Origin of the sequence: Bradyrhizobium sp., from assembly GCF_049798375.1 — a bacterium.
GTDB lineage: Bacteria > Pseudomonadota > Alphaproteobacteria > Rhizobiales > Xanthobacteraceae > Bradyrhizobium.
Genome location: NZ_JBARGP010000183.1, coordinates 1 through 17918, shown reverse-complemented (window position 1 = coordinate 17918; position 17918 = coordinate 1). Strand labels below are relative to the sequence as shown.

Genomic DNA, 17918 nt, shown 5'->3' with positions numbered 1-17918 from the left:
TGACCGCAGGTCGCGGCGAAGCCGAACGCCTCGGCCTCCGACCGACCGAACACCGAGCGGATGAGATCGACGACGAATTCGAACGGGGTCACGTCATCATTGTAGAGAATGATCTGCGCGTCACTGACGCCGGCAGGCACGTCACGCATTTAAGAATTCCTCTATTTAAAGTCGCAGCATAGCCGGTCGCGGCTATCAGCGCAAGAACAAATAGAGAACAATCTTTATGATCGCTTTGCGGGAGCCGTCTGTCGATCGCGCGTCAGCCGTCGCTCATCTGCCACGGCTGCGCTCATCCCCCTACACACCTATTGCGCCCGCGCCGCTTTGCCCATGATCAAGTCGCTGCCCTTGTCGCCGATCATCAGCGTCGCGGCGTTGAGATTGGCGGAGATCATGCGCGGCATCACCGAGGCGTCGATCACGCGCAGGCCCTGCAGGCCGTGGACGCGGAGGTTATCGTCGACCACCGCCCAGGTCGAGTCAGCCGGTCCCATCCGGCAGGTGCAGCCGGGATGGAAGGTGGTGGTGCCGCGCTCGGTCGCTGCCGCCAGAAACTCCTCGTCGCTCTGCACCTTCGGTCCCGGGAAATCCTCATAGGCCAGATAAGGCGCGAGCGGCGCGGAGTGCATGATCCGGCGCGCCAGCTTCATGCCGGCGACCACGACGCGGCGGTCGAGCTCGGCGGCGAGATAGTTGGTCTGGATGATGGGCGGCGCAAACGGATCGGCAGAGCGGATGCGGACATAGCCGCGGCTCTCGGGCCGCTGCTGCCAAGCAGCGATGGTCATGCCCGGCTCGTCCTCGAGCTGGCCCTGCACGCCCTCTTTGTAGCTCGCGGGTGTAAACGTCATCTGCAAATCGGAGCTTTCGGCGCTCTCGCCGGAATGCCAGAAGCAGTAGACCATGGTCGGCGACAACGACAGCACGCCGCGCCGCGTCGCGGCCCATTTCAGCGCCTCACCCCACAGGCTCACACCGCGCGCGAGCTCGTTGACCGTTTTGATGTTCTTGACCCGGCCGACCGAGCGCGGCGCGTAATGGTCCTGCAGGCCTTCGCCGACGCTGTTCAAGGCATGCCGCACCTCGATGCCGTGCTCGCGCAGGAGCTCGGGGTTGCCGATGCCGGACAGCTGCAAGAGCTGCGGCGAGTTGTAGGTGCCGCCGGACAGGATCACCTCTTTCCGCGCGCGTACCTCAACTGGTGCGCCGCCGCGGCCGCCTTTGGCATAACGCACGCCGACCGCGCGCTTGCCTTCGAGGATGATCTGCGTTGCATGCGCATGGGTGCGCACCGCGACATTCGGCCGCTTGCTCGCCAGCCGCAGGAACGCGGTCGCCGACGAAACGCGCCGCCCGTTCTGGATGGTGCGCTGGACGTAGGAGACGCCTTCCTGGATGGCGCCGTTATAATCTGGGTTGCGCGGAATGCCGAGGCTGACAGCGCCATCCATGAAGGCCTCGCACAGCGTGTCCTTCCATTCCATAGTCGTGACGGTGAGCGCGCCGTCGCGACCGCGATAGGCGTCCTCGCCGAAGCCGATCCGCTTCTCCATCCGCTTGAAATACGGCAGTACGTCCTGATAGCTCCAGCCGCGGTTGCCCATCTGCGCCCAGGTATCGAAATCCTGGTGCTGGCCGCGATTGTAGATGTGGCCGTTGATCGATGAGGAGCCGCCGAGCGTCTTGCCGCGCGGCGCATAGATGCTGCGGCCGCCGGTGTAGGGACCGGGCTCCTGCTGATAGCCCCAGTTGATGCTCTTCATGTAGAAGGTCTTGATGAAGCCGGCCGGCAGATGGATGTAGGGATGCCAGTCGCGCGGCCCCGCCTCGAGCACGCACACGGTGAGCGAGGGATCTTCGCTCAGGCGATTGGCCACCACGCAGCCGGCGGAGCCGGCGCCCACGATCACATAGTCGAACGTTTCCATCTTTGATCTTGCTCTTCTGTCTCAATCCGGCCCGCGCGTAGCACGGGAGCGCACCCCACGCAAAGCTCAGCGCGGCTTGTCGTTGAGCTGAAAATCAAGATGCGCCCGCACCGTCGGCCATTCCGGGGCAATGATGCTGTAGACCACGGTGTCGCGCAATGTGCCGTTCGGCGTGACCTGGTGGCTGCGCAGGATACCGTCCTGCTTGGCGCCGAGCCGCTCGATGGCGCGGCGGCTCGGGTGGTTGAAGAAATGGGTACGGAACTCGACTGCGATGCAGTTCAATGCCTCGAACGCATGCGCGAGCAGCAGCCGCTTGCACTGGGTATTGAGCGCGCTGCGCTGCACCCGCTTGGCGTACCAGGTCGAGCCGATCTCCACCCGGCGGTTGTTGGCATCGACGTTCATGTAGGTGGTCATGCCACTGACGCGGCCCTCGGCATCGAACACCGTGAACGGCAGCATCGCGCCAGCCGCGAACAGGCCAAGCCGGCGCTCGATCTCCTTGGCCATGCCCTCGGGCGTGGGGATCGCGGTGTACCAGAGTTTTGACAACTCGCCGTCCTGCACGGCCTCGACCAGCGCGTCGTGATGGTCGCGCGACAATGGCTCGAGCCGCGCATATGTGCCGCGCAGGGTTACCGGTTCGAGAAAAGGCATTGCTATTTCCGTCATTGCGAGGAGCGCAAGCGACGAAGCAATCCAGACTTAACTTCGGGGAAGAACTGGATTGCTTCGCTTCGCTCGCAATGACGGTGGGACTATCACGCCCTCGTCACTTATTCAAAAAATTCAGCGGCAATCCTGGCCGCTTCCAGTCCATCGCCACCAATTCGCCGCGGCCGGACAGCGTGATGTAGGCTGTCTTCAGCTCGGGGCCGCCGAAGGCGATGTTGGTGGTGACGCGGTCGCCGGTCGGCACCTGCTCCACCAAAGTCCCGTCGGGCGCGATCACGCTGATGCAGCCCGAGACCAGGGTGGCGACGCAGACATTGCCGTTGGCTTCCACCGCGAGCGAATCGAACATCTGGTAGCCGCCGAGGCCTGCGATAGGCTTGCCGCGCTCGCCGCGATAGATCACATCGCGCGGCTTCACCGTGCCGGGCGCGGCGAGATCATAGGCCCAGAGCCGTCCGGTCGGCGTCTCCGCGACGTAGACGGTGTTCTCGTCCGGCGACAGGCCGATGCCGTTGGCCGGCAGGATGCCGTGCACGCCCTCGACGATCTCGCTCATGCCCGGCTTCAGGTAGTAGAACGCGCCGACATCCATCTCGCGCGCGCGGCGCTTGCCGAGATCGGAAAACCACAAGCCGCCATGCTTGTCGAACACCAGATCGTTCGGGCCGCGCAGCTCGTGCTCGCCGCATTTGGTGACCACGGTTTCGACCTTGCCGCTCTGCATGTCGACGCGCTGGATCGAGCCGCCGAGGTAATCCTCGGGCTGCGGTCCGGGCATGATCATGTTGCGGGTCGGGACCCAGGAGAAGCCGCCATTATTGCAGATGTACATCTTGCCATCGGGGCCGAGCGCGGCACCGTTCGGGCCGCCAGGAATCTGCGCCACCACCTCCTTGCGGCCGTCGGGCCAGACCCGCGTCAGCCTGCGGCCGCGGATCTCGACCAGCACCACCGATCCGTCCGGCATCACCACCGGCCCTTCCGGAAACTCCAGATCAGTGGCAAGCACGCGCATGTTAGACATCGAACGACCTCCCGCGAATGAGCTGCAGGCCTGTGGTCCAATGACGTCTGCCTGCATGCCAGTTTTTATGCATCAGGTTATGGCAAAGCACGCCGGCCTTGCCAAGCAAGCAGCCGGCAACACGCCTCGCCGGGCGCGCAACGCTGCTCTGCTGCAGCATCACCCGCCGGAATCTCCCCTGCATGTCCCGTATGACGAGAATGGCATTGCGCTAAAGCGCTGTTTGGACGCTACTTGGCGCCCTCCTTCGCCGGCGGCGCATCGGCCTTCTTCTTCAAATCGTCGGTGAGCTTCGCCTGCGCCGCCTTGAGTTCCTCGATGCTCTTCTGCTGGGTCAGCGCGTAGGCCTTCATCGCCTCGATCTGCCGATTGGCGACATCGAGCTTCTGCTGATGATCGAGCTGCAGCTTGGTGATGGTCTTCTGCAGGAAGTCGACATCGCTTTGCAGGCACGAGGTGCGCCGTTCCATCGTCTTCTCGGCCGTGCAGATCTCGAGACCCGGAATGTCCTGCGCGCGCGCCGCTGTGTGCACCAGTGCAACCATCCCTAACGATACAAGCAGAAACAGGCGCATCACAATTTCCTCACTGTCTCGCCGTACACATGAAATTGCTTTAAACCGGCATGACCGACCGAAAGATACCATACTCAGACCTCAATCGGGCATTGTGCTTCAGCCTTGGTGACCCGTTTTAGGGAGATGAACAGAATGGCTACGCGCGAAAAGCGGCTGGCGCAATTCGACGGCAGCGGGGAGCCGCCGCCGGGTCAGGCGGTCGAGGTGCTCTGCGAAGATCACAGCGGCACCTATCAACTTCCATTCCAATGCTTCTACGCCGACGGCCAATGGCACAATCAGGACTCCGGCGGCCGGCTGGAAGCGACGGTGGTCGCCTGGCGCCTCCCGCGCAGGCGTTACGAGGAACGCAGCGGACGATCGGGACGCATTGGCGCGGCTTTCGCGTCCGATCGTGCGCCGTCTTATTAGTTCATGCGATTGTACGGACTGTGCTTGCCGGGCCGCCCGGCCCGGCACACGGTCTATAGATCTTGCCTCCACCGCGCGGCACGCACGGATCTCTGCAGCGGCGGGATTGATCTTGCCCCGCTTGTCGACGTTGGAACGGCCATCCTGCCGCCGCGACATGATGCCTCGCTCATGCCTGTCTCAAAACGTAACGCACCCGTGCTTCGGCCTTAACGATCGGAACGCTGCCGGAACGAATCGCGCCCGAATCGACTGAAGCGATTCGTACGAGACCCGTTCACGCCAGATATCGGTGCCGGCCGAAGCAGCCTACCAGATGCAGGCCGGAGCGCTTAGGCAAGCAGGCGAAGCTGCAACCGAAAAGTTAAGGCGCCCGGGGATTCGATCCATCGCGCGGGAGCTTTCCCGCAAACCAATGAAGCGATGCGCGCTGCCTCATTTGGATCCGCTGGCAACGCAGCGCTCGACCCATGTGCTCCCGCATTCGCCTGCCCCACGATGCCGGTCTAGGTCGTGCATGCCTATGGGCGACAACTCTGCGCGCGACTGTTCATCGATTTCTCGTCGAACGGGTCGGCACGTCGGACCTCTGACAGACCATCGGGCTGGCGCCGTCTGTCTCAAAAAGCGACGCCGCCGACTGAGGTCCTTAACCCAGGGAACGCGGCCGGAACGAATCGAGCCCGAATCGGCTGAAGTGATTCGTACGAAACCTGTTCACGCCAGATATCGGCGTCGACAGCGGCAATCTACCATATGCAGGCAACCCCTCGGCGCGCGCGACGCCTGCCGAGGCGCAACAGGTTAAGGCCGGCCGGCCCGGCTCTTGCTGTAACGAGGCGCGCAGGGATGCAATCGGCTGGCAAGCTGCGCGATGTCGTGGGCGTCAATTCGTATCGCGCCTGAGTGCGCGCACGCAACGCTGCCATCACGCCGACGGCCCGTCGTCCATCGCGCGGGCGATGCTAGGCGGATGGCCCGCCGCGCGTTACCCTCGCGGGCCATCGCAGGCCCATCTCAGGCGCCGCGATCTTCCGGGAGGACACCATGAAGCTTTCCGCGCATCTCCGCGCCCTTGCGCTCGGCGTCGCGACGACGCTGGCGCTCACGATCCTGGCGAGCGCCGCTGACGTCCACGTCATGATCTCGGGCGGCCTGACCGCCGCGGTCAAGGCGCTGGTGCCGGACTATGAGCGCAGCAGCGGCAACAAGGTCATCCTCGCCTTCGGCCCGTCGATGGGCACGACGACGAACGCTATTCCCATGCGGCTTGAACGCGGCGAGCCGGCGGACGTGCTGATCATGGTCGGCTATGCGCTCGGTGACCTCATCAAGGCCGGCAAGGTCAAGGCCGACAGCCGCGTCGATCTCGTCAACTCGCCGATCGGCATCGCGGTCAAATCGGGCAGCCCGCATCCCGACATTGCGACCTCGGATGCAGTGAAGCGCGCCCTGCTGGCGGCGAAGTCGGTCGCCTATTCCGACAGCGCTTCCGGCGTCTATGTCTCGACCGAGATGTTCGACAAGCTCGGCATCAAGGACCAGATGAAGGACAAGGCGAAGATGATCCCGGCAACGCCGGTCGGCGAGATCGTCGCGAAAGGCGAGGCCGAGCTCGGCCTGCAGCAGATCAGCGAGCTGAAGCCGGTGAAGGGCATCGACATCGTCGGGCCGCTGCCGGCCGACATCCAAAAGATCACGGTGTTCTCCGCCGGCATTGTCAGCACGTCGAAGGAGCCGGCGGCAGGCGAGACACTGATCAGGTACCTGAGTTCGCCGGCCGCGCGAAAAACCATCGTCGACAGCGGCCTTGATCCGATTGCGCCCGCTTCGACGAAATGACCAAGAGCTAGCCGGCGCGCCTGCGGTGGCTCTGACATTGGTCAACGATCCCGCGCCCTTGGTGACAAGGCGGGCCGTATCGCCATCTCCAGATCCGCGATCACATCCTCTGGAGCGGACAACAAATATCCCCCATTCACGGGACGCCTGACCAAGCCGCGGCTACTATCCTCCGCGCGTGTGGAATAGAGAGCACACCCGCGCGGCGTCTTCCTACGCAGTGCGGACCCTTGATCAGGCCAGCTCAGGAGGGGTCGATGCCCAGGATTCGATTGCTGTTGTTGTCAGCCATGCTCGCTGTGCTGCCGCGCGCTGCAGGAGCCCAGGCTCCGACCGGGACCGAATGGCTCGATGACTTGCGCCACGGTGGATATGTGATCGTCCTGCGCCATGGAGCGACCACGTCCGAGCCGTCGAAAGTGGACTCCATGAGCAGGAAGAATGTTCCCCCGGACCGTCAGCTCAGCGAGCGCGGGAGGGCGCAGGCAACAGCGATCGGACAATCGATTCGCAAGCTGAACATTCCGGTGGCACTGGTGCTGGCCAGCACGGTCCAGCGGGCACTGGACACTGCGACGCTGCTCGACCTTGGTGAGGTCAAGCCAAATGCCGATCTGGCCGAAAGCGGCCCCGCGCTCTCTGCCGAGGAAAACAAGCGACGAGCCGACGCATTCCGCAAGCTCATTGGGACGCAACCGCCGCCCGGCAGCAACGTCGTGATCGTTTCGCACAAGCCCAATATCGTCGATGCCTTGGGCGATGGCTGGTCCGACGTACACGAAGGCGAGGCCTCGATTTTCCAGCCGGCCGGAAACGGCAGCTACAGGCTGCTCACCCGAATCCAGGCAGACGGGTGGGCGCACTGACCTGGGCACCCTGACCTGGGCGCCGGACTAGCCGACGTCCTCGCCCATTTCGCGCGCTCCGCATCGCAATCCAGTGCATCACGCGTCCGGTGCCAGATCCTCCAGGCCGCGATTGGCGGGTTCGATGCCCCAGAACCAGACCGCCGCAATCTGCACCACGAGCAGAGCGATCATCAGACCGGTGACGCCAGCGACGCCATAGGTCTTGAACAAAGCGACGACGATGAAGGGCGAGGCGATGGTGGCGCCGCGGCCGAGCATGTTGCAGATGCCGTTGGCGCGCAGCCGGACATCGGTCGGGAACAGCTCGGGGGTGTAGACGCCGTAGAGCAGCGCGACCAGCACGTAGATCGACAACAGCAGGCAGAAGCCGATCGCGACGAAAGCTAAGGGCGCGCTGAACATCGGGTAGATCAGGCCGAACAGGATGGTCGACAGCGACGCGCCGATGATGGTGGCCCGGCGTCCCAGGCGATCAGCGAGCGCCGCGCCGAGCGCGCAGCCGATCGGCGCAGCCAGCGACATGATCAGCGTATAACTATACGATTTGGCGAGGGTCATGCCCTGCTGCACGAAGAAGGTCGGCAGCCAGGTGACGAAGCCGAAGATCAGCGTGTTGATCACGATCAGCACGATCGAGCCGAGGATCATGCGGGGCAACAGCACCGGCCCGAACAAATCGGAGGTGCTGTAGACCCGCACCGAGGCGGACGGCGCGGCGGCAGCCAACGGCTTTGCGCCGCACTCCCTCTCGATCGCGGCCACGATCGCTTCCGCCTCGGCAATCCGTCCCTTGGACTCAAGCCAGCGCGGCGATTCCGGCAACGACTTGCGCATGTACCAGACCACCAGCGCGCCCAGGCCGGCGATGCCGAACATGGTGCGCCAGCCGACCAACGGGATCAGGATCGATCCAATCAAGGTGGTCGCCGGCAGGCCGCAGACGACGATCATCGCCATCAGCGCCAGCCATTTGCCGCGCGAGGCCGGCGGTACGAACTCGGTCAGCGAGGAGTAGCCGACCACGATCTCGGCGCCGAGCCCTAGTCCCATCAGGAACCGCGCCGCGACCAGCCATTCCATCGACGGCGCCAGCGCCGCTCCGAACGACGCGACGCCGAACAGCAGCAGGTTGAACTGATAGGTGAAGCGCCGGCCATAGGCATCGCCGAGGAAGCCCGCGATCAGCGCGCCGATGGTCATGCCGAAGAAGGTGAAGGAGACGAACTGCGCGTTCTGCGACAGCGTCGAGAAACCGCTCGACAAGGTCGCTCCGAGCACGCTGGTGCCGACATAGAGATCGTAGCCGTCGAAGAACATGCCGGCGCCGATCAGCCAGAAGATGCGCTTGTGGAAGTTCGTGATCGGCAGGCGGTCGAGACGCGGTCCGGATTGCACTGTCGTTACCGCGGCTCGCGCCGCTTCGTTGAGAGTTGCCGTGATGCTCATTGTTTCCTCCCCGTTTCCTCTATTATCGGCTGTTGTCAGCTCATGTTCTTGATTGGACGATCCAGCGCAGGACATCCTGCGGCGAGACCGGATGCATGGTGATCGGTGGTGCGTTCGGCCCTAGCGCATGCTCGATTGCCGAGATCACGCAGGCCGCGGCCGGAATGGTGCCGCCCTCGCCGGCGCCCTTGACGCCGATCGGGTTGCGCGGCGACGGCGTCTCGAGATGGATGATCTCGATATCCGGCATCTCGGTCGCGACCGGCAGCAGATAGTCGGCATAGGTCGTGGTGATCGGCTGGCCCTGCTCGTCATGCAGCATCCGCTCGTACAGCGCGTTGCCGATGCCGTGCACGACGCCGCCCCTGATCTGGCCATCGACCAGTTTCGGGTTGACCAGCCGCCCGCAATCATGCGCGACGACGTAGCGCGTCACTTTGACGTCACCGGTGTCCGGATCGATCTCGACCTCGCAGGCCTGCGAGCCATAGGCGAACGCGAGCTGCTTGGCTTCGAAATAACCGGTCGCGGCGAGATCCGGCGTGACATCGGGCGGCAGCGGCACGCCCGCCGCGCCTGACAAAGTGCGCGCCACCGCCGCCAACGTCACCTTCATGCCGGGCACACCGACGACGCCGATCTCGCCGTCGACGATGTCGAGATCCGTCTCCGAGACCTCCATCATGTGGGCTGCGACCTTGAGCGCCTTGCCACGGACCTCGCGTGCGGCGATCTCCACCGAGGAGCCTGCGGTGACCGCGATCCGGCTCGCAATGGTGGAGATGCCGAGCGGAAACGCAGCCGTATCGGCCGCCTTGACCGTCACCTGATCGATGTTGACGCCGAGCGCATCGGCGGCGATCTGGGCCAGCACCGTCGCATGCCCCTGCCCCTGGCTCGAAGCTCCGGTCGACACCACGACCTTGCCCGCCGGCGTCACCCGCACCGAGGCGCCCTCGAACGGGCCGAGCCCAGTGTCCTCGACGCAGGAGGCGAAGCCGAGCCCGAGCAGCCGCCCGTGCGCCTTCGCCACTGCGCGGCGGCCCTCGAAGCCCGCAAGGTCGATCTTCGCCAGCGTGAGATCCAGCGCGCGCGCATAGTCGCCGCTGTCATAGGCCACCGGCGAGCCGTCGCGCATCTTGCCGCCGGTCAGATAAGGCATCTGCTCCGATCGTACGAAGCTGCGGCGCCGCACCTCCTCGCGCGGCAGCCCAAGCTCGCGCGCGATACGATCTGCAAGGCGCTCGAGCACGAACGCCGTGTTCGGCCGGCCGGCGCCGCGCACCGGCGTGGTCGGCACCAAATTGGTGAGGACGACGTCGATCGCGATGTCGAAGGCCTCGAACGCATAGGGCCCGGGAAACGAGGCGAGCGCGGTCGCCGGCAGGATCAAGCCATAGGGCGCGTAGGCGCCGTTGTCATGGATGACGCGGCCGCGCAAGCCGAGCATGCGGCCTTCGCTGTTGCAGGCCACCTCGAGCGTCCAGAACTGATCGCGCTGCTGCGTGGTGGCGAGAAAATGCTCCTGGCGGTCCTCGATCCATTTGACCGGACGGCCGCTCTTGATCGCAGCAAGCGCGACCGCGAACTCCTCCGGATAGACATTGGCCTTGGGACCGAAGCCGCCGCCGACATCGGGCGCCACGACGCGCAACTCGGGTTCGTCGCGGCCGAGATAGGCGGCGAGAAACCGCCGGACCATGTAGGGCGATTGCGACGAGGTCCACAGCGACAGCGCGCCGGTGTGGACATCGACATCGGCGACGACGCCGCGGCATTCCATCGCATGACAGCCGCCGCGATGCAGGGCAAAATTCTCGGTGAAGCGGTGCGCCGCATTGGCAAACACATGGTCGACCTTGCCGTGGGTGCCGCGCAGGGTCGCGATCAGATTGCGGCCGCGATTGCTATGCACACGCGGCGCATCAGGTTCGGCTGCGCTGCGCGCATCGGCGGCCGCTTCGAGATGCTCGATGTCGAGCTCGATCGCGGCCAGCGCGTCCTCGGCCTGCGCACGACTATCCGCCAGCACGATCGCAATCGCCTCGCCGGCATAGCAGACTTCATCCTGCGCCAACGGGTGATAGGTGATCGGCGTCTTGATCAGCAAATGCGGGGCCATCGGCGGCATCGGACCGCAGGCGATGTCGGCGACATCGGCCATCGTGTAGATGGCATGGACTCCCGGCAGCGCCCGGGCCGCCGTTGCGTCAACGCTCCTGATGCGGCCATGGGCGACCGGCGAGCGCAGGAACGCGGCGTGCAGCATGCCGCCGAGCGCGATGTCGTCGACATAGCGGCCGCCGCCGGACAGCAGCCGCGGATCCTCAATCCGTGCAACAGGACTGCCGAAATAGCGCGTGCTCATCGCGGCTCCCTCCGCGCGGCCGCCGCCTGCATCGCCGCGTCGACGATGCCTTGGTAGCCGGTGCAGCGGCAGATGTTGCCGGACAGTACGTCCCTGATCTCGTCGCGGCTCGGCGCCGGATGCTCGCGCAGATAGGATTCCAAGGTCATCAGCATGCCCGGAGTGCAGAAGCCGCATTGCAAAGCGTGACAATCGGAGAAGGCCTGCTGGAGCGGCGACAACGCATCGACCCGGCCCAGGCCCTCGACGGTCTCGACCTCGGCGCCATCGGCCTGCACTGCGAGCATCAGGCAGGAGCGCGCGGCGTGGCCGTCGACGATCACGGTGCAGGCGCCGCAGACGCCATGCTCGCAGCCGACGTGGGTGCCGGTCAGCTTCAGCGCGGTGCGCAGGAAGTCAGCGAGATTGGTGCGCGGCTCGACGTCAGCCTCGACCTTGCGCCCATTGACCTGAAGCGTGATGGTGCGCGCGGTCATGCCGGCACCTCGACGAGGCTGCCGGCCCGGCTGAGCGCGCGTTGCGTCACGACACCGGCGAGATGCAGGCGATAGTCAGTGCTCACATGCGCATCGCTCATTGCATCGAGGCCGCGCGCTTCGTCCATCGCTATTTCGATCGCCGCGTGATCGAGCTTGCGGCCGAGCAGCATCTGCTCGGCCTTGACGAGACGCACCGGCGACGGCTCGACGCCGAACAGGACGATCGCGGCGCGCCGGATGCTGCGGTCAGCAGCAGTATCGAGCAGCGCCGCGGCGCCCGCGATGGCGAAATCACCACGACGGCGGGCATATTCCTCAAAGCCCGCGCCGTGGCCTCGCGGCCAGCTCCGAAAGCGGATCGCGCGCAACAGTTCGCGCTCATCCAGCGCCGATTGCAGATAGCCTTGAAACCACTCGGCGGCCGGGACGATGCGGACGCCATCCGGCCCGATCACATCGAACTCGGCGTCGAGCAAGGCGCACAAAGCCGGCTGCTCTGCGGCGGGATCGAGATGGCAGCAGCTGCCGCCGATGGTGCCGCGCGAGCGGGTCTGGACATGACCGACATGGGCCATTGCCTTGCGAAAGATCGGCGCTATCAGCGCCAGCTCGTGCGACGCCAGGAGATCAGCTTGCCGGGTCATGGCGCCGATCTCGACCATATCGCCTTCGATGCGGATGCCGGCGAGCTCCGGAATCCGATTGATGTCGATGACGTGCTCGGGCGCCAGCAGCCGCAGATTGAGCATCGGCATCAGCGACTGGCCGCCCGCGAGCAGTTTTGTATCATCGAGATCGGCCAGGAGGCCCATCAACTCGGCCAGCGTGCGCGGATCATGGTAGCTGAAATCAGGTGCTTTCACGGCATCCGCCTCACGGCACGATCGGGCTGCGCGCCAGCGCCGTCAGCACGCGCTTGCGCGCCCGGCCGGCGTGGCGCGCCAGGATGCGCCCTGCCCGCTTGCCGTCACGCGCCTGCAACGCGTCGATGATCTCGCAATGCTCCGATATCAGCGCCGCATGCTGCAGATCGGGCTCTGCGCCGATGGAGACGGTGACGAAGCGGTCGAACTGCTCGATCAAATCGATCGTGGTCTCGCGCAGACGGCGGTTGCTGCAGAGGCCGGCGATCGCGAGATGAAACTCCCTGTTGTAGCGCACGAACGCGGCAGATGCGTTTGCGCCGTCCTGCTCGGTCGCTTCCATTGATCGGAAGCGGTCGAGCTTGGCCAGTGCGGCGTCGCTCGCCTCGGCGGCGGCGCTCGCCGCACAGGCGGGCTCCAGGATGGCGCGAAATGCGAAGAGGTCACGGGCATCGGCAATCGAGATCGGCGCCGCCCGATAACCCTTGCGCGGATTGATCAGGACCAGCCCTTCGGCCTCCAGCCGCAGCAGCGCATCGCGCACCGGCGAGCGCGACACCGAGAAGCGCTCGGCGAATTCGGCATCCTTGATCTCCGCGCCCGGCGGAATGGCGCAGCTCAGGATCTCGCGCCGCAGGACCGTATAAATGTCCGCGCGCATCAATTGCGGTGAAAGGTCGTTCATCTGATATATTATAGAAGCCTGGTTATCGGACGCAAGCGCCAGATATTAACGATATAATTCGCTGGAAGCGCTTGCCATGCAGGCCGCTTTTCTTCTAGGTACGGTTCGGTCTGATATTTCAATGGAGCCCCGATGGAGCTGCGATCTGCGACCTTTGCCGATGGCCAGTTGACGGCCGTGCAGTGCGGCGCCGGCCGCGATCTGCTGGTGATCCACTCGCTGCTGGCTGACCGCACCGCCTTCGATCCCGTGCTGCCCTGGCTTGCCGCCCGCTTCCGCGTCACCCTGGTCAACCTGCCCGGCTTCCACGGCTCCGCCTGCATCGCGCCCGGGATCGAGACCTATGCCGATCATCTCGCTCGCGTGTTCGAGCCGGGCGGACTGAGCCCGGAAACGGTCGTGGTCGGCAATGGCTTCGGCGGCACCGTCGCGGTCGCGATGGCGCTGCGCCATGGCGACAAGTTCGGCAAGCTGGTGCTATCAGATGTCGCCGCCGGCTTCCCGCCCGAGGGGCGCAAAGCCTTCGAGGTGATGGCCGGCAAGGTCGAGCAGGAGGGCATCGGCTCGGTCGCGACCATCTCGGCCAACCGCGTGTTTCATGCCGCCTATCTGGCGGCGCATCCGAGCGCGATCGAGCAACGCCGCAACGTTCTCATGGGAATCGCGCCGCAAGGTTTCATCGCGGCCTGCCGCAGCCTGATAAACACGGACCTGACGCCCGAGCTCGGCCAGATCAAAAAACCCGTGCGCGTGATCTGCGGCGAGCTCGACGCCGCCACACCGCCCGCGCTGTGCCGGCTGCTGGCGGAGCGGATTCCCGGCGCGTCCTATATCGAGCTGCCGGGATGCGGCCACTGCCCGCCGCTGGAGCAGCCGGACACCTTCCTTGCGGCGATCGCGGACTTTCTGCAGCCGGCGGACGCGACCGCCTGATCAGGCCTGCGATCCGGCGCACTCTCTATTGCGTCCGGATCGGGGTCTCCTTCAACCCGTTATCGTCATAGGTCTTGCGCAGCACACCGTTGGTCGTCGCGTCCGTCATGAACTTAGTGACGAAGGCGAGCGACTGCGGATGGTTCAGCGGCACAGCAGTGGCGGTGATCGTCTTCTTGAAGGTTTCGTCGAGCACCCTGGTGCCCGGCAGCTGCTTGGCCAGCGCGTTGAGCTGGTCGCGCGACAGCGCAAAGGCCTCGACCTCGCCGGCCTTCAGCAGCCAGACGATCTCCTCGAAGGTCTGATAGCCAGTCACCGTCGCCTTCTTCAGATGCGCCTGCGCGCCACGCATCGTCGTGGTGTTGTTCACCGCGGCGACCTCGGTCCCCGCCTGATCGAGCGTGGCGAAATTTTTCACCGTGGAGCCGCCCTTGACGATGTAGGTCGCGTCCGCGACCTCGTAGACCGGACCGAACGACATCTTGCTTTCGCGCTCCTTGTCCTTCGGCAGGAAGCTGACGTCCCACGTGCCTGTCGATGCGGCTTCCGCGATCTGCCCCGAATTGTCATGCACGACATATTCGACCGATACACCGAGTTGCGCGGCCATCGCCCGGCCGAGGTCGACGGGCACGCCGGCATAGCCGTCCGCGGTCTTGGTGCACCAGAACGCGCCGCCCGCCGGGCTGATCGCGATCGCGACCCGCAACTTTCCCGTCGGCGCGATGTCGTTCTTCAATCCGTCAGCGTGCCCGACACTCACGCCCGTCATGACAACCAGGACCGCCAGCGCACGCAGCGCATGCCAAAGGGACATGGCCTTCTCCTCATCGCGTTACTCAGGTGAAATTACGCCTGTAACATGGAGAAGCCGTCGTTAAATACGAATTACCGCGCATCACGCAAAACAAACATGACGCGCAGATTTCTCCGCGCGCCACGATCGTCAAATCCGATCAATCGATTTCGACAACCAATCAAACGCAGCGGCGCACCGCGACACCGTTCACGATCACGGTTCTGCATGCGGCCACCGGTGGCCTGCGCACGACCACGGCACCGGCGGGGCCCGCACAGCCTGCACGCACGACGCCGCGCGCGCAGACCACGGCATTGGCGTCGGACACGGCGAAGAACGGCGTCAAGGCCAGAACGAAAACACCGATCACGGTGGAAAGAGCAAGGCGCATCATAAACTCCTCGATGTTCAAATCAGGATTAACGAAAACTCAGTCGGCGCTGTGAATTTGTGCTCTCAGCTACGTGCTGACAATTGCGACAAAATGGGTGGATCGCAGCGTCGCAATCCCGGCGGAGCTTGGAGCGCGTGCAAGATCAGCGCGCGGCAAACTGCTCCAGCATGCTCCTGCAGGGCGCCGACAGCGCCGCCGCGTTGGCGGCGAGGCATCGCGCGATGCGCCCGCCACCCGGCTCTAACGTGCTACAGAACGCACGCGCATCCGCGCCACAGGCAGCCTTGACGATCCTGACCTCCTCGAGCGGCCGCAATGGACGCAACACAAGCACCGCAGCCGGTGCAGGAGACGCCATCGCAGGAGCTGCCACCGTGGCGGTCGTTGCCGCTACGGCAGGCGCAGCCGCGGACTTTGGGGTTGCGGATTTGGCTTCCGCAGGTTTAGCCGTCTCCCCCGCCGCCTTCGTCTCGGTCGCCGGTTTGCTCTCTGCAGCCACCGGCGATGCTGGCTTCGCCTCGGATGCCGAGGACGTGACGGCCTTCACGGCAGCCTGACAACTGGAGGAGAGACTCCCCATGTTCTTCTGCAGGCATTGCAGCGCGGCCGCGCCGCCCGGCTGCACGCTGGAGCAATGCGCGATGTAGTCCGAGCGGCACGACGATTTTATGGCGCTGCGCTGCGCGTCCGTCGGCGCCTGCGCGGAGGCCTGGGTCGTCGCCAGACCGGTCGCAGCAAGACCGGTCGCGACAAGGAGCGAAATCAGCGAAAGGCGCCTGAAGCTATTTGTCATTGTTTGAAATCCCGAGATTTTGGAAGCCAAATACGGTCGGCCACCAAAGCAAAGCGGCCGGCCGTCGAAAAACATGGACATGCACAAGTGGCATGGCGAACCAAACTGCGCCCGACGGCAGGTCTTGGCAACTGTGAAAAATTGGGTGCATTGCCGCGGACACCGCCAGGCCGCGCGATGGCATCGCACGAAATATCAGTGCTATTAGTGTATCGATTTGCAGCATCCGCCGTTTCAGGTTTCGTCGCGACGCAATTGTTGGTAAGAAGAAGCCGGTTGCACCTGCCGCACGTATTTTCCTAAAATCATTCGGACGGACTTTCGCAGATGATGCCGACGCATTCGCCATCGCGTTCAATCCCTCTGCCTGCACGGCGCTTCTGGCCTGTCATCACGCTGACATCGCTGCTGCTCGGCGGTTGTGAGCAGAATACATTTCAGCCGCCCCCGCCGCCCAAGGTCGACGTTGCGAAGCCGGTTCAGCGCGCCGTCACGCGCTACCTCGAAGCGACCGGCAACACGGCGCCGGTGAAGTCCGTCGATCTGGTCGCGCGCGTGCAGGGCTTTTTGCAATCGATCGACTACAAGGACGGCGAGACCGTCAAGGAAGGCACTCAGCTGTTCACGATCGAGCCGGAGACCTACAAGCTCAAGCTCGATCAGGCGCAGGCAGCGGAGGCCGGTGCGCAGGCGTCGCTGAAGCAGACCGAGGCCGATTTCAAGCGGCAATCCGATCTGGTCGCGCGCCAGGCGGTGTCGCAGGCAACGCTCGACAGTTCGACCTCGGCACGCGACAACGCACAGGCCAATCTGCAGCAGGCGCAGGCCAACACCAGGATTGCGCAGGTCAATTACAACTATACCAAAGTGACCGCGCCGTTCGATGGCGCCGTCAGCGCGCATCTCGCCTCCGTGGGCGAACTGGTCGGCGTGGCCTCGCCGACGCAGCTTGCGACCATTGTCTCGCTGGATCCGATTTACGTGAACTTCAACGTCAACGAACAGGACGTGCTGCGGATTCGCGCCGAGGCCCGCCGGCGTGGCCTGACGCCATCGGACTTCAAGCAGATCGCGGTCGAGGTTGGCTTGCAAACCGAGGACGGCTATCCGCATCAGGGCAAGCTCGACTACGCGGCGCCGACCATCAACCAGTCGACCGGCACGCTCGCGGTGCGCGGCATCGTGCCAAACCCGGGCCGCGTGCTGCTGCCCGGCTATTTCGTCCGCATCCGGGTGCCGACCGAACGCAACGAGAAGGCTCTGCTCGTTCCCGACCTCGCGCTCGGCACCGACCAGAGCGGCCGCTACTTGCTGGTCCTCAACAACGACGACGTCGTCGAGCAGCGCAAGGTGAAGACCGGGCCGCTCGACGGCGGCTTGCGCGTGATCGAGAGCGGGCTGGCGCCGGAGGATCGCATCGTGATCGCCGGCCTGCTGCGGGTGATCCCGGGCCAGAAGGTCGATCCGCAGCCACATCCGATCGAACAGCCCGCTGCCACCAGTAGGAGCGGCCAGTGATTTCCAAATTCTTCATCGAGCGGCCGGTGCTCTCCAACGTCATCGCGCTCCTGATGATGCTGATCGGCGCGGTCGCACTTTTCAAGCTGGCGGTCGCGCAATATCCCGATGTGGTGCCGCCGACCGTGCAGGTCACGACACGCTATCCCGGCGCCAGCGCCAAGACGCTGGTCGATACCGTCGCGCTGCCGATCGAACAGCAGGTCAATGGCGTCGAGGACATGCTCTATATGCAGTCCTACAGCGGCGCGGACGGCACCTACACGCTGACCGTGACCTTCAAGATCGGCACCGATCTCAACTTCGC

At 64.7% G+C, this 17918-nt stretch carries 19 protein-coding genes; 6 read left to right on the top strand and 13 right to left on the bottom strand.

What is annotated here, in order from left to right; all coding sequences use genetic code 11:
* The 5 genes from WA702_RS07790 to WA702_RS07770 all read right to left on the bottom strand — a co-directional run.
* Positions 1-149: ATP-dependent Clp protease adaptor ClpS (locus tag WA702_RS07790; protein ID WP_425109950.1), on the bottom strand; the 149-nt coding region annotated here is incomplete at its 3' end.
* A 159-nt stretch (positions 150-308) separates the two neighbouring features.
* Positions 309-1931, bottom strand: a complete 1623-nt coding sequence (locus WA702_RS07785) for a GMC family oxidoreductase (RefSeq protein ID WP_425109947.1) — start codon at positions 1929-1931, stop codon at positions 309-311.
* Positions 1932-1997: 66 nt separating this feature from the next.
* Positions 1998-2591 (bottom strand): GNAT family N-acetyltransferase, encoded by a 594-nt coding sequence (locus WA702_RS07780; RefSeq protein ID WP_425109946.1) that lies wholly within the window; start codon positions 2589-2591, stop codon positions 1998-2000.
* A 115-nt stretch (positions 2592-2706) separates the two neighbouring features.
* On the bottom strand, positions 2707-3633 hold the full coding sequence (locus WA702_RS07775; RefSeq protein WP_425109945.1) for an SMP-30/gluconolactonase/LRE family protein: 927 nt from the start codon (positions 3631-3633) through the stop codon (positions 2707-2709).
* A 230-nt stretch (positions 3634-3863) separates the two neighbouring features.
* The gene (locus tag WA702_RS07770; RefSeq protein ID WP_425109944.1) at positions 3864-4208 is read right to left on the bottom strand and encodes a hypothetical protein; all 345 of its coding nucleotides are present in this window, start codon (positions 4206-4208) and stop codon (positions 3864-3866) included.
* 135 nt (positions 4209-4343) lie between these two features.
* On the opposite strand from WA702_RS07770, the gene WA702_RS07765 reads away from it, so the two are divergent.
* The 3 genes from WA702_RS07765 to WA702_RS07755 all read left to right on the top strand — a co-directional run bounded on the left by WA702_RS07765 (position 4344) and on the right by WA702_RS07755 (position 7330).
* Entirely contained in the window at positions 4344-4622 is a 279-nt protein-coding gene (locus WA702_RS07765; protein ID WP_425109943.1) for a hypothetical protein, read from the top strand.
* A 1047-nt stretch (positions 4623-5669) separates the two neighbouring features.
* Positions 5670-6464, top strand: a complete 795-nt coding sequence (locus WA702_RS07760) for a substrate-binding domain-containing protein (protein WP_425109942.1) — start codon at positions 5670-5672, stop codon at positions 6462-6464.
* 257 nt (positions 6465-6721) lie between these two features.
* Positions 6722-7330 (top strand): histidine phosphatase family protein, encoded by a 609-nt coding sequence (locus tag WA702_RS07755; RefSeq protein ID WP_425109941.1) that lies wholly within the window; start codon positions 6722-6724, stop codon positions 7328-7330.
* A 78-nt stretch (positions 7331-7408) separates the two neighbouring features.
* Here the strand turns inward: WA702_RS07755 and WA702_RS07750 are convergent, their stop codons facing one another.
* Genes WA702_RS07750 through WA702_RS07730 form a run of 5 tightly spaced genes read right to left on the bottom strand, consistent with a single transcriptional unit; the run spans position 7409 to position 13174 of the window.
* The gene (locus WA702_RS07750; RefSeq protein ID WP_425109940.1) at positions 7409-8779 is read right to left on the bottom strand and encodes an MFS transporter; all 1371 of its coding nucleotides are present in this window, start codon (positions 8777-8779) and stop codon (positions 7409-7411) included.
* Positions 8780-8819: 40 nt separating this feature from the next.
* Entirely contained in the window at positions 8820-11147 is a 2328-nt protein-coding gene (locus WA702_RS07745) for a xanthine dehydrogenase family protein molybdopterin-binding subunit (RefSeq protein WP_425109939.1), read from the bottom strand.
* Positions 11144-11623 (bottom strand): (2Fe-2S)-binding protein, encoded by a 480-nt coding sequence (locus WA702_RS07740; RefSeq protein WP_425109938.1) that lies wholly within the window; start codon positions 11621-11623, stop codon positions 11144-11146. Before WA702_RS07740 ends, WA702_RS07745 begins: the two co-directional genes overlap by 4 nt.
* Positions 11620-12489: an FAD binding domain-containing protein gene (locus tag WA702_RS07735; protein WP_425109937.1), complete on the bottom strand. Its 870-nt coding sequence runs from the start codon at positions 12487-12489 to the stop codon at positions 11620-11622. The genes WA702_RS07740 and WA702_RS07735 overlap by 4 nt, the downstream gene beginning before the upstream one ends.
* Before the next feature lie 10 nt (positions 12490-12499).
* Positions 12500-13174, bottom strand: a complete 675-nt coding sequence (locus WA702_RS07730) for a GntR family transcriptional regulator (RefSeq protein WP_425109936.1) — start codon at positions 13172-13174, stop codon at positions 12500-12502.
* Positions 13175-13306: 132 nt separating this feature from the next.
* Between WA702_RS07730 and WA702_RS07725 the strand changes: the two genes are divergently transcribed.
* Positions 13307-14107, top strand: coding sequence for an alpha/beta fold hydrolase (locus WA702_RS07725; RefSeq protein ID WP_425109935.1), 801 nt, complete (start codon positions 13307-13309; stop codon positions 14105-14107).
* 25 nt (positions 14108-14132) lie between these two features.
* Here WA702_RS07725 and WA702_RS07720 read toward each other — a convergent pair whose 3' ends face one another.
* From WA702_RS07720 to WA702_RS07710, 3 genes are all read right to left on the bottom strand, one after another.
* Entirely contained in the window at positions 14133-14924 is a 792-nt protein-coding gene (locus WA702_RS07720; protein WP_425109934.1) for a transporter substrate-binding domain-containing protein, read from the bottom strand.
* A gap of 160 nt (positions 14925-15084) precedes the next feature.
* On the bottom strand, positions 15085-15297 hold the full coding sequence (locus WA702_RS07715) for a hypothetical protein (RefSeq protein ID WP_425109949.1): 213 nt from the start codon (positions 15295-15297) through the stop codon (positions 15085-15087).
* A gap of 145 nt (positions 15298-15442) precedes the next feature.
* A complete protein-coding gene (locus WA702_RS07710) occupies positions 15443-16093 on the bottom strand; it encodes a cysteine rich repeat-containing protein (protein WP_425109933.1) in 651 nt (216 codons plus the stop codon).
* 330 nt (positions 16094-16423) lie between these two features.
* On the opposite strand from WA702_RS07710, the gene WA702_RS07705 reads away from it, so the two are divergent.
* Both WA702_RS07705 and WA702_RS07700 read left to right on the top strand, forming a co-directional pair.
* On the top strand, positions 16424-17611 hold the full coding sequence (locus tag WA702_RS07705; protein ID WP_425109948.1) for an efflux RND transporter periplasmic adaptor subunit: 1188 nt from the start codon (positions 16424-16426) through the stop codon (positions 17609-17611).
* Positions 17608-17918: efflux RND transporter permease subunit (locus WA702_RS07700; RefSeq protein WP_425109932.1), on the top strand; the 311-nt coding region annotated here is incomplete at its 3' end. The genes WA702_RS07705 and WA702_RS07700, both read left to right, overlap by 4 nt.

Excerpts from the sequence above, each read along its gene's own strand:
- WA702_RS07740 (WP_425109938.1), bottom strand. The coding sequence starts at position 11,623 with ATGACCGCGCGCACCATCACGCTTCAGGTCAATGGGCGCAAGGTCGAG.
- WA702_RS07765 (WP_425109943.1), top strand. The coding sequence starts at position 4,344 with ATGGCTACGCGCGAAAAGCGGCTGGCGCAATTCGACGGCAGCGGGGAG.
- WA702_RS07775 (WP_425109945.1), bottom strand. The coding sequence starts at position 3,633 with ATGTCTAACATGCGCGTGCTTGCCACTGATCTGGAGTTTCCGGAAGGG.
- WA702_RS07725 (WP_425109935.1), top strand. The coding sequence starts at position 13,307 with ATGGAGCTGCGATCTGCGACCTTTGCCGATGGCCAGTTGACGGCCGTG.
- WA702_RS07720 (WP_425109934.1), bottom strand. The coding sequence starts at position 14,924 with ATGTCCCTTTGGCATGCGCTGCGTGCGCTGGCGGTCCTGGTTGTCATG.
- WA702_RS07780 (WP_425109946.1), bottom strand. The coding sequence starts at position 2,591 with ATGCCTTTTCTCGAACCGGTAACCCTGCGCGGCACATATGCGCGGCTC.
- WA702_RS07770 (WP_425109944.1), bottom strand. The coding sequence starts at position 4,208 with ATGCGCCTGTTTCTGCTTGTATCGTTAGGGATGGTTGCACTGGTGCAC.
- WA702_RS07705 (WP_425109948.1), top strand. The coding sequence starts at position 16,424 with ATGCCGACGCATTCGCCATCGCGTTCAATCCCTCTGCCTGCACGGCGC.
- WA702_RS07715 (WP_425109949.1), bottom strand. The coding sequence starts at position 15,297 with ATGCGCCTTGCTCTTTCCACCGTGATCGGTGTTTTCGTTCTGGCCTTG.
- WA702_RS07730 (WP_425109936.1), bottom strand. The coding sequence starts at position 13,174 with ATGAACGACCTTTCACCGCAATTGATGCGCGCGGACATTTATACGGTC.
- WA702_RS07750 (WP_425109940.1), bottom strand. The coding sequence starts at position 8,779 with ATGAGCATCACGGCAACTCTCAACGAAGCGGCGCGAGCCGCGGTAACG.
- WA702_RS07755 (WP_425109941.1), top strand. The coding sequence starts at position 6,722 with ATGCCCAGGATTCGATTGCTGTTGTTGTCAGCCATGCTCGCTGTGCTG.
- WA702_RS07785 (WP_425109947.1), bottom strand. The coding sequence starts at position 1,931 with ATGGAAACGTTCGACTATGTGATCGTGGGCGCCGGCTCCGCCGGCTGC.
- WA702_RS07745 (WP_425109939.1), bottom strand. The coding sequence starts at position 11,147 with ATGAGCACGCGCTATTTCGGCAGTCCTGTTGCACGGATTGAGGATCCG.
- WA702_RS07760 (WP_425109942.1), top strand. The coding sequence starts at position 5,670 with ATGAAGCTTTCCGCGCATCTCCGCGCCCTTGCGCTCGGCGTCGCGACG.
- WA702_RS07710 (WP_425109933.1), bottom strand. The coding sequence starts at position 16,093 with ATGACAAATAGCTTCAGGCGCCTTTCGCTGATTTCGCTCCTTGTCGCG.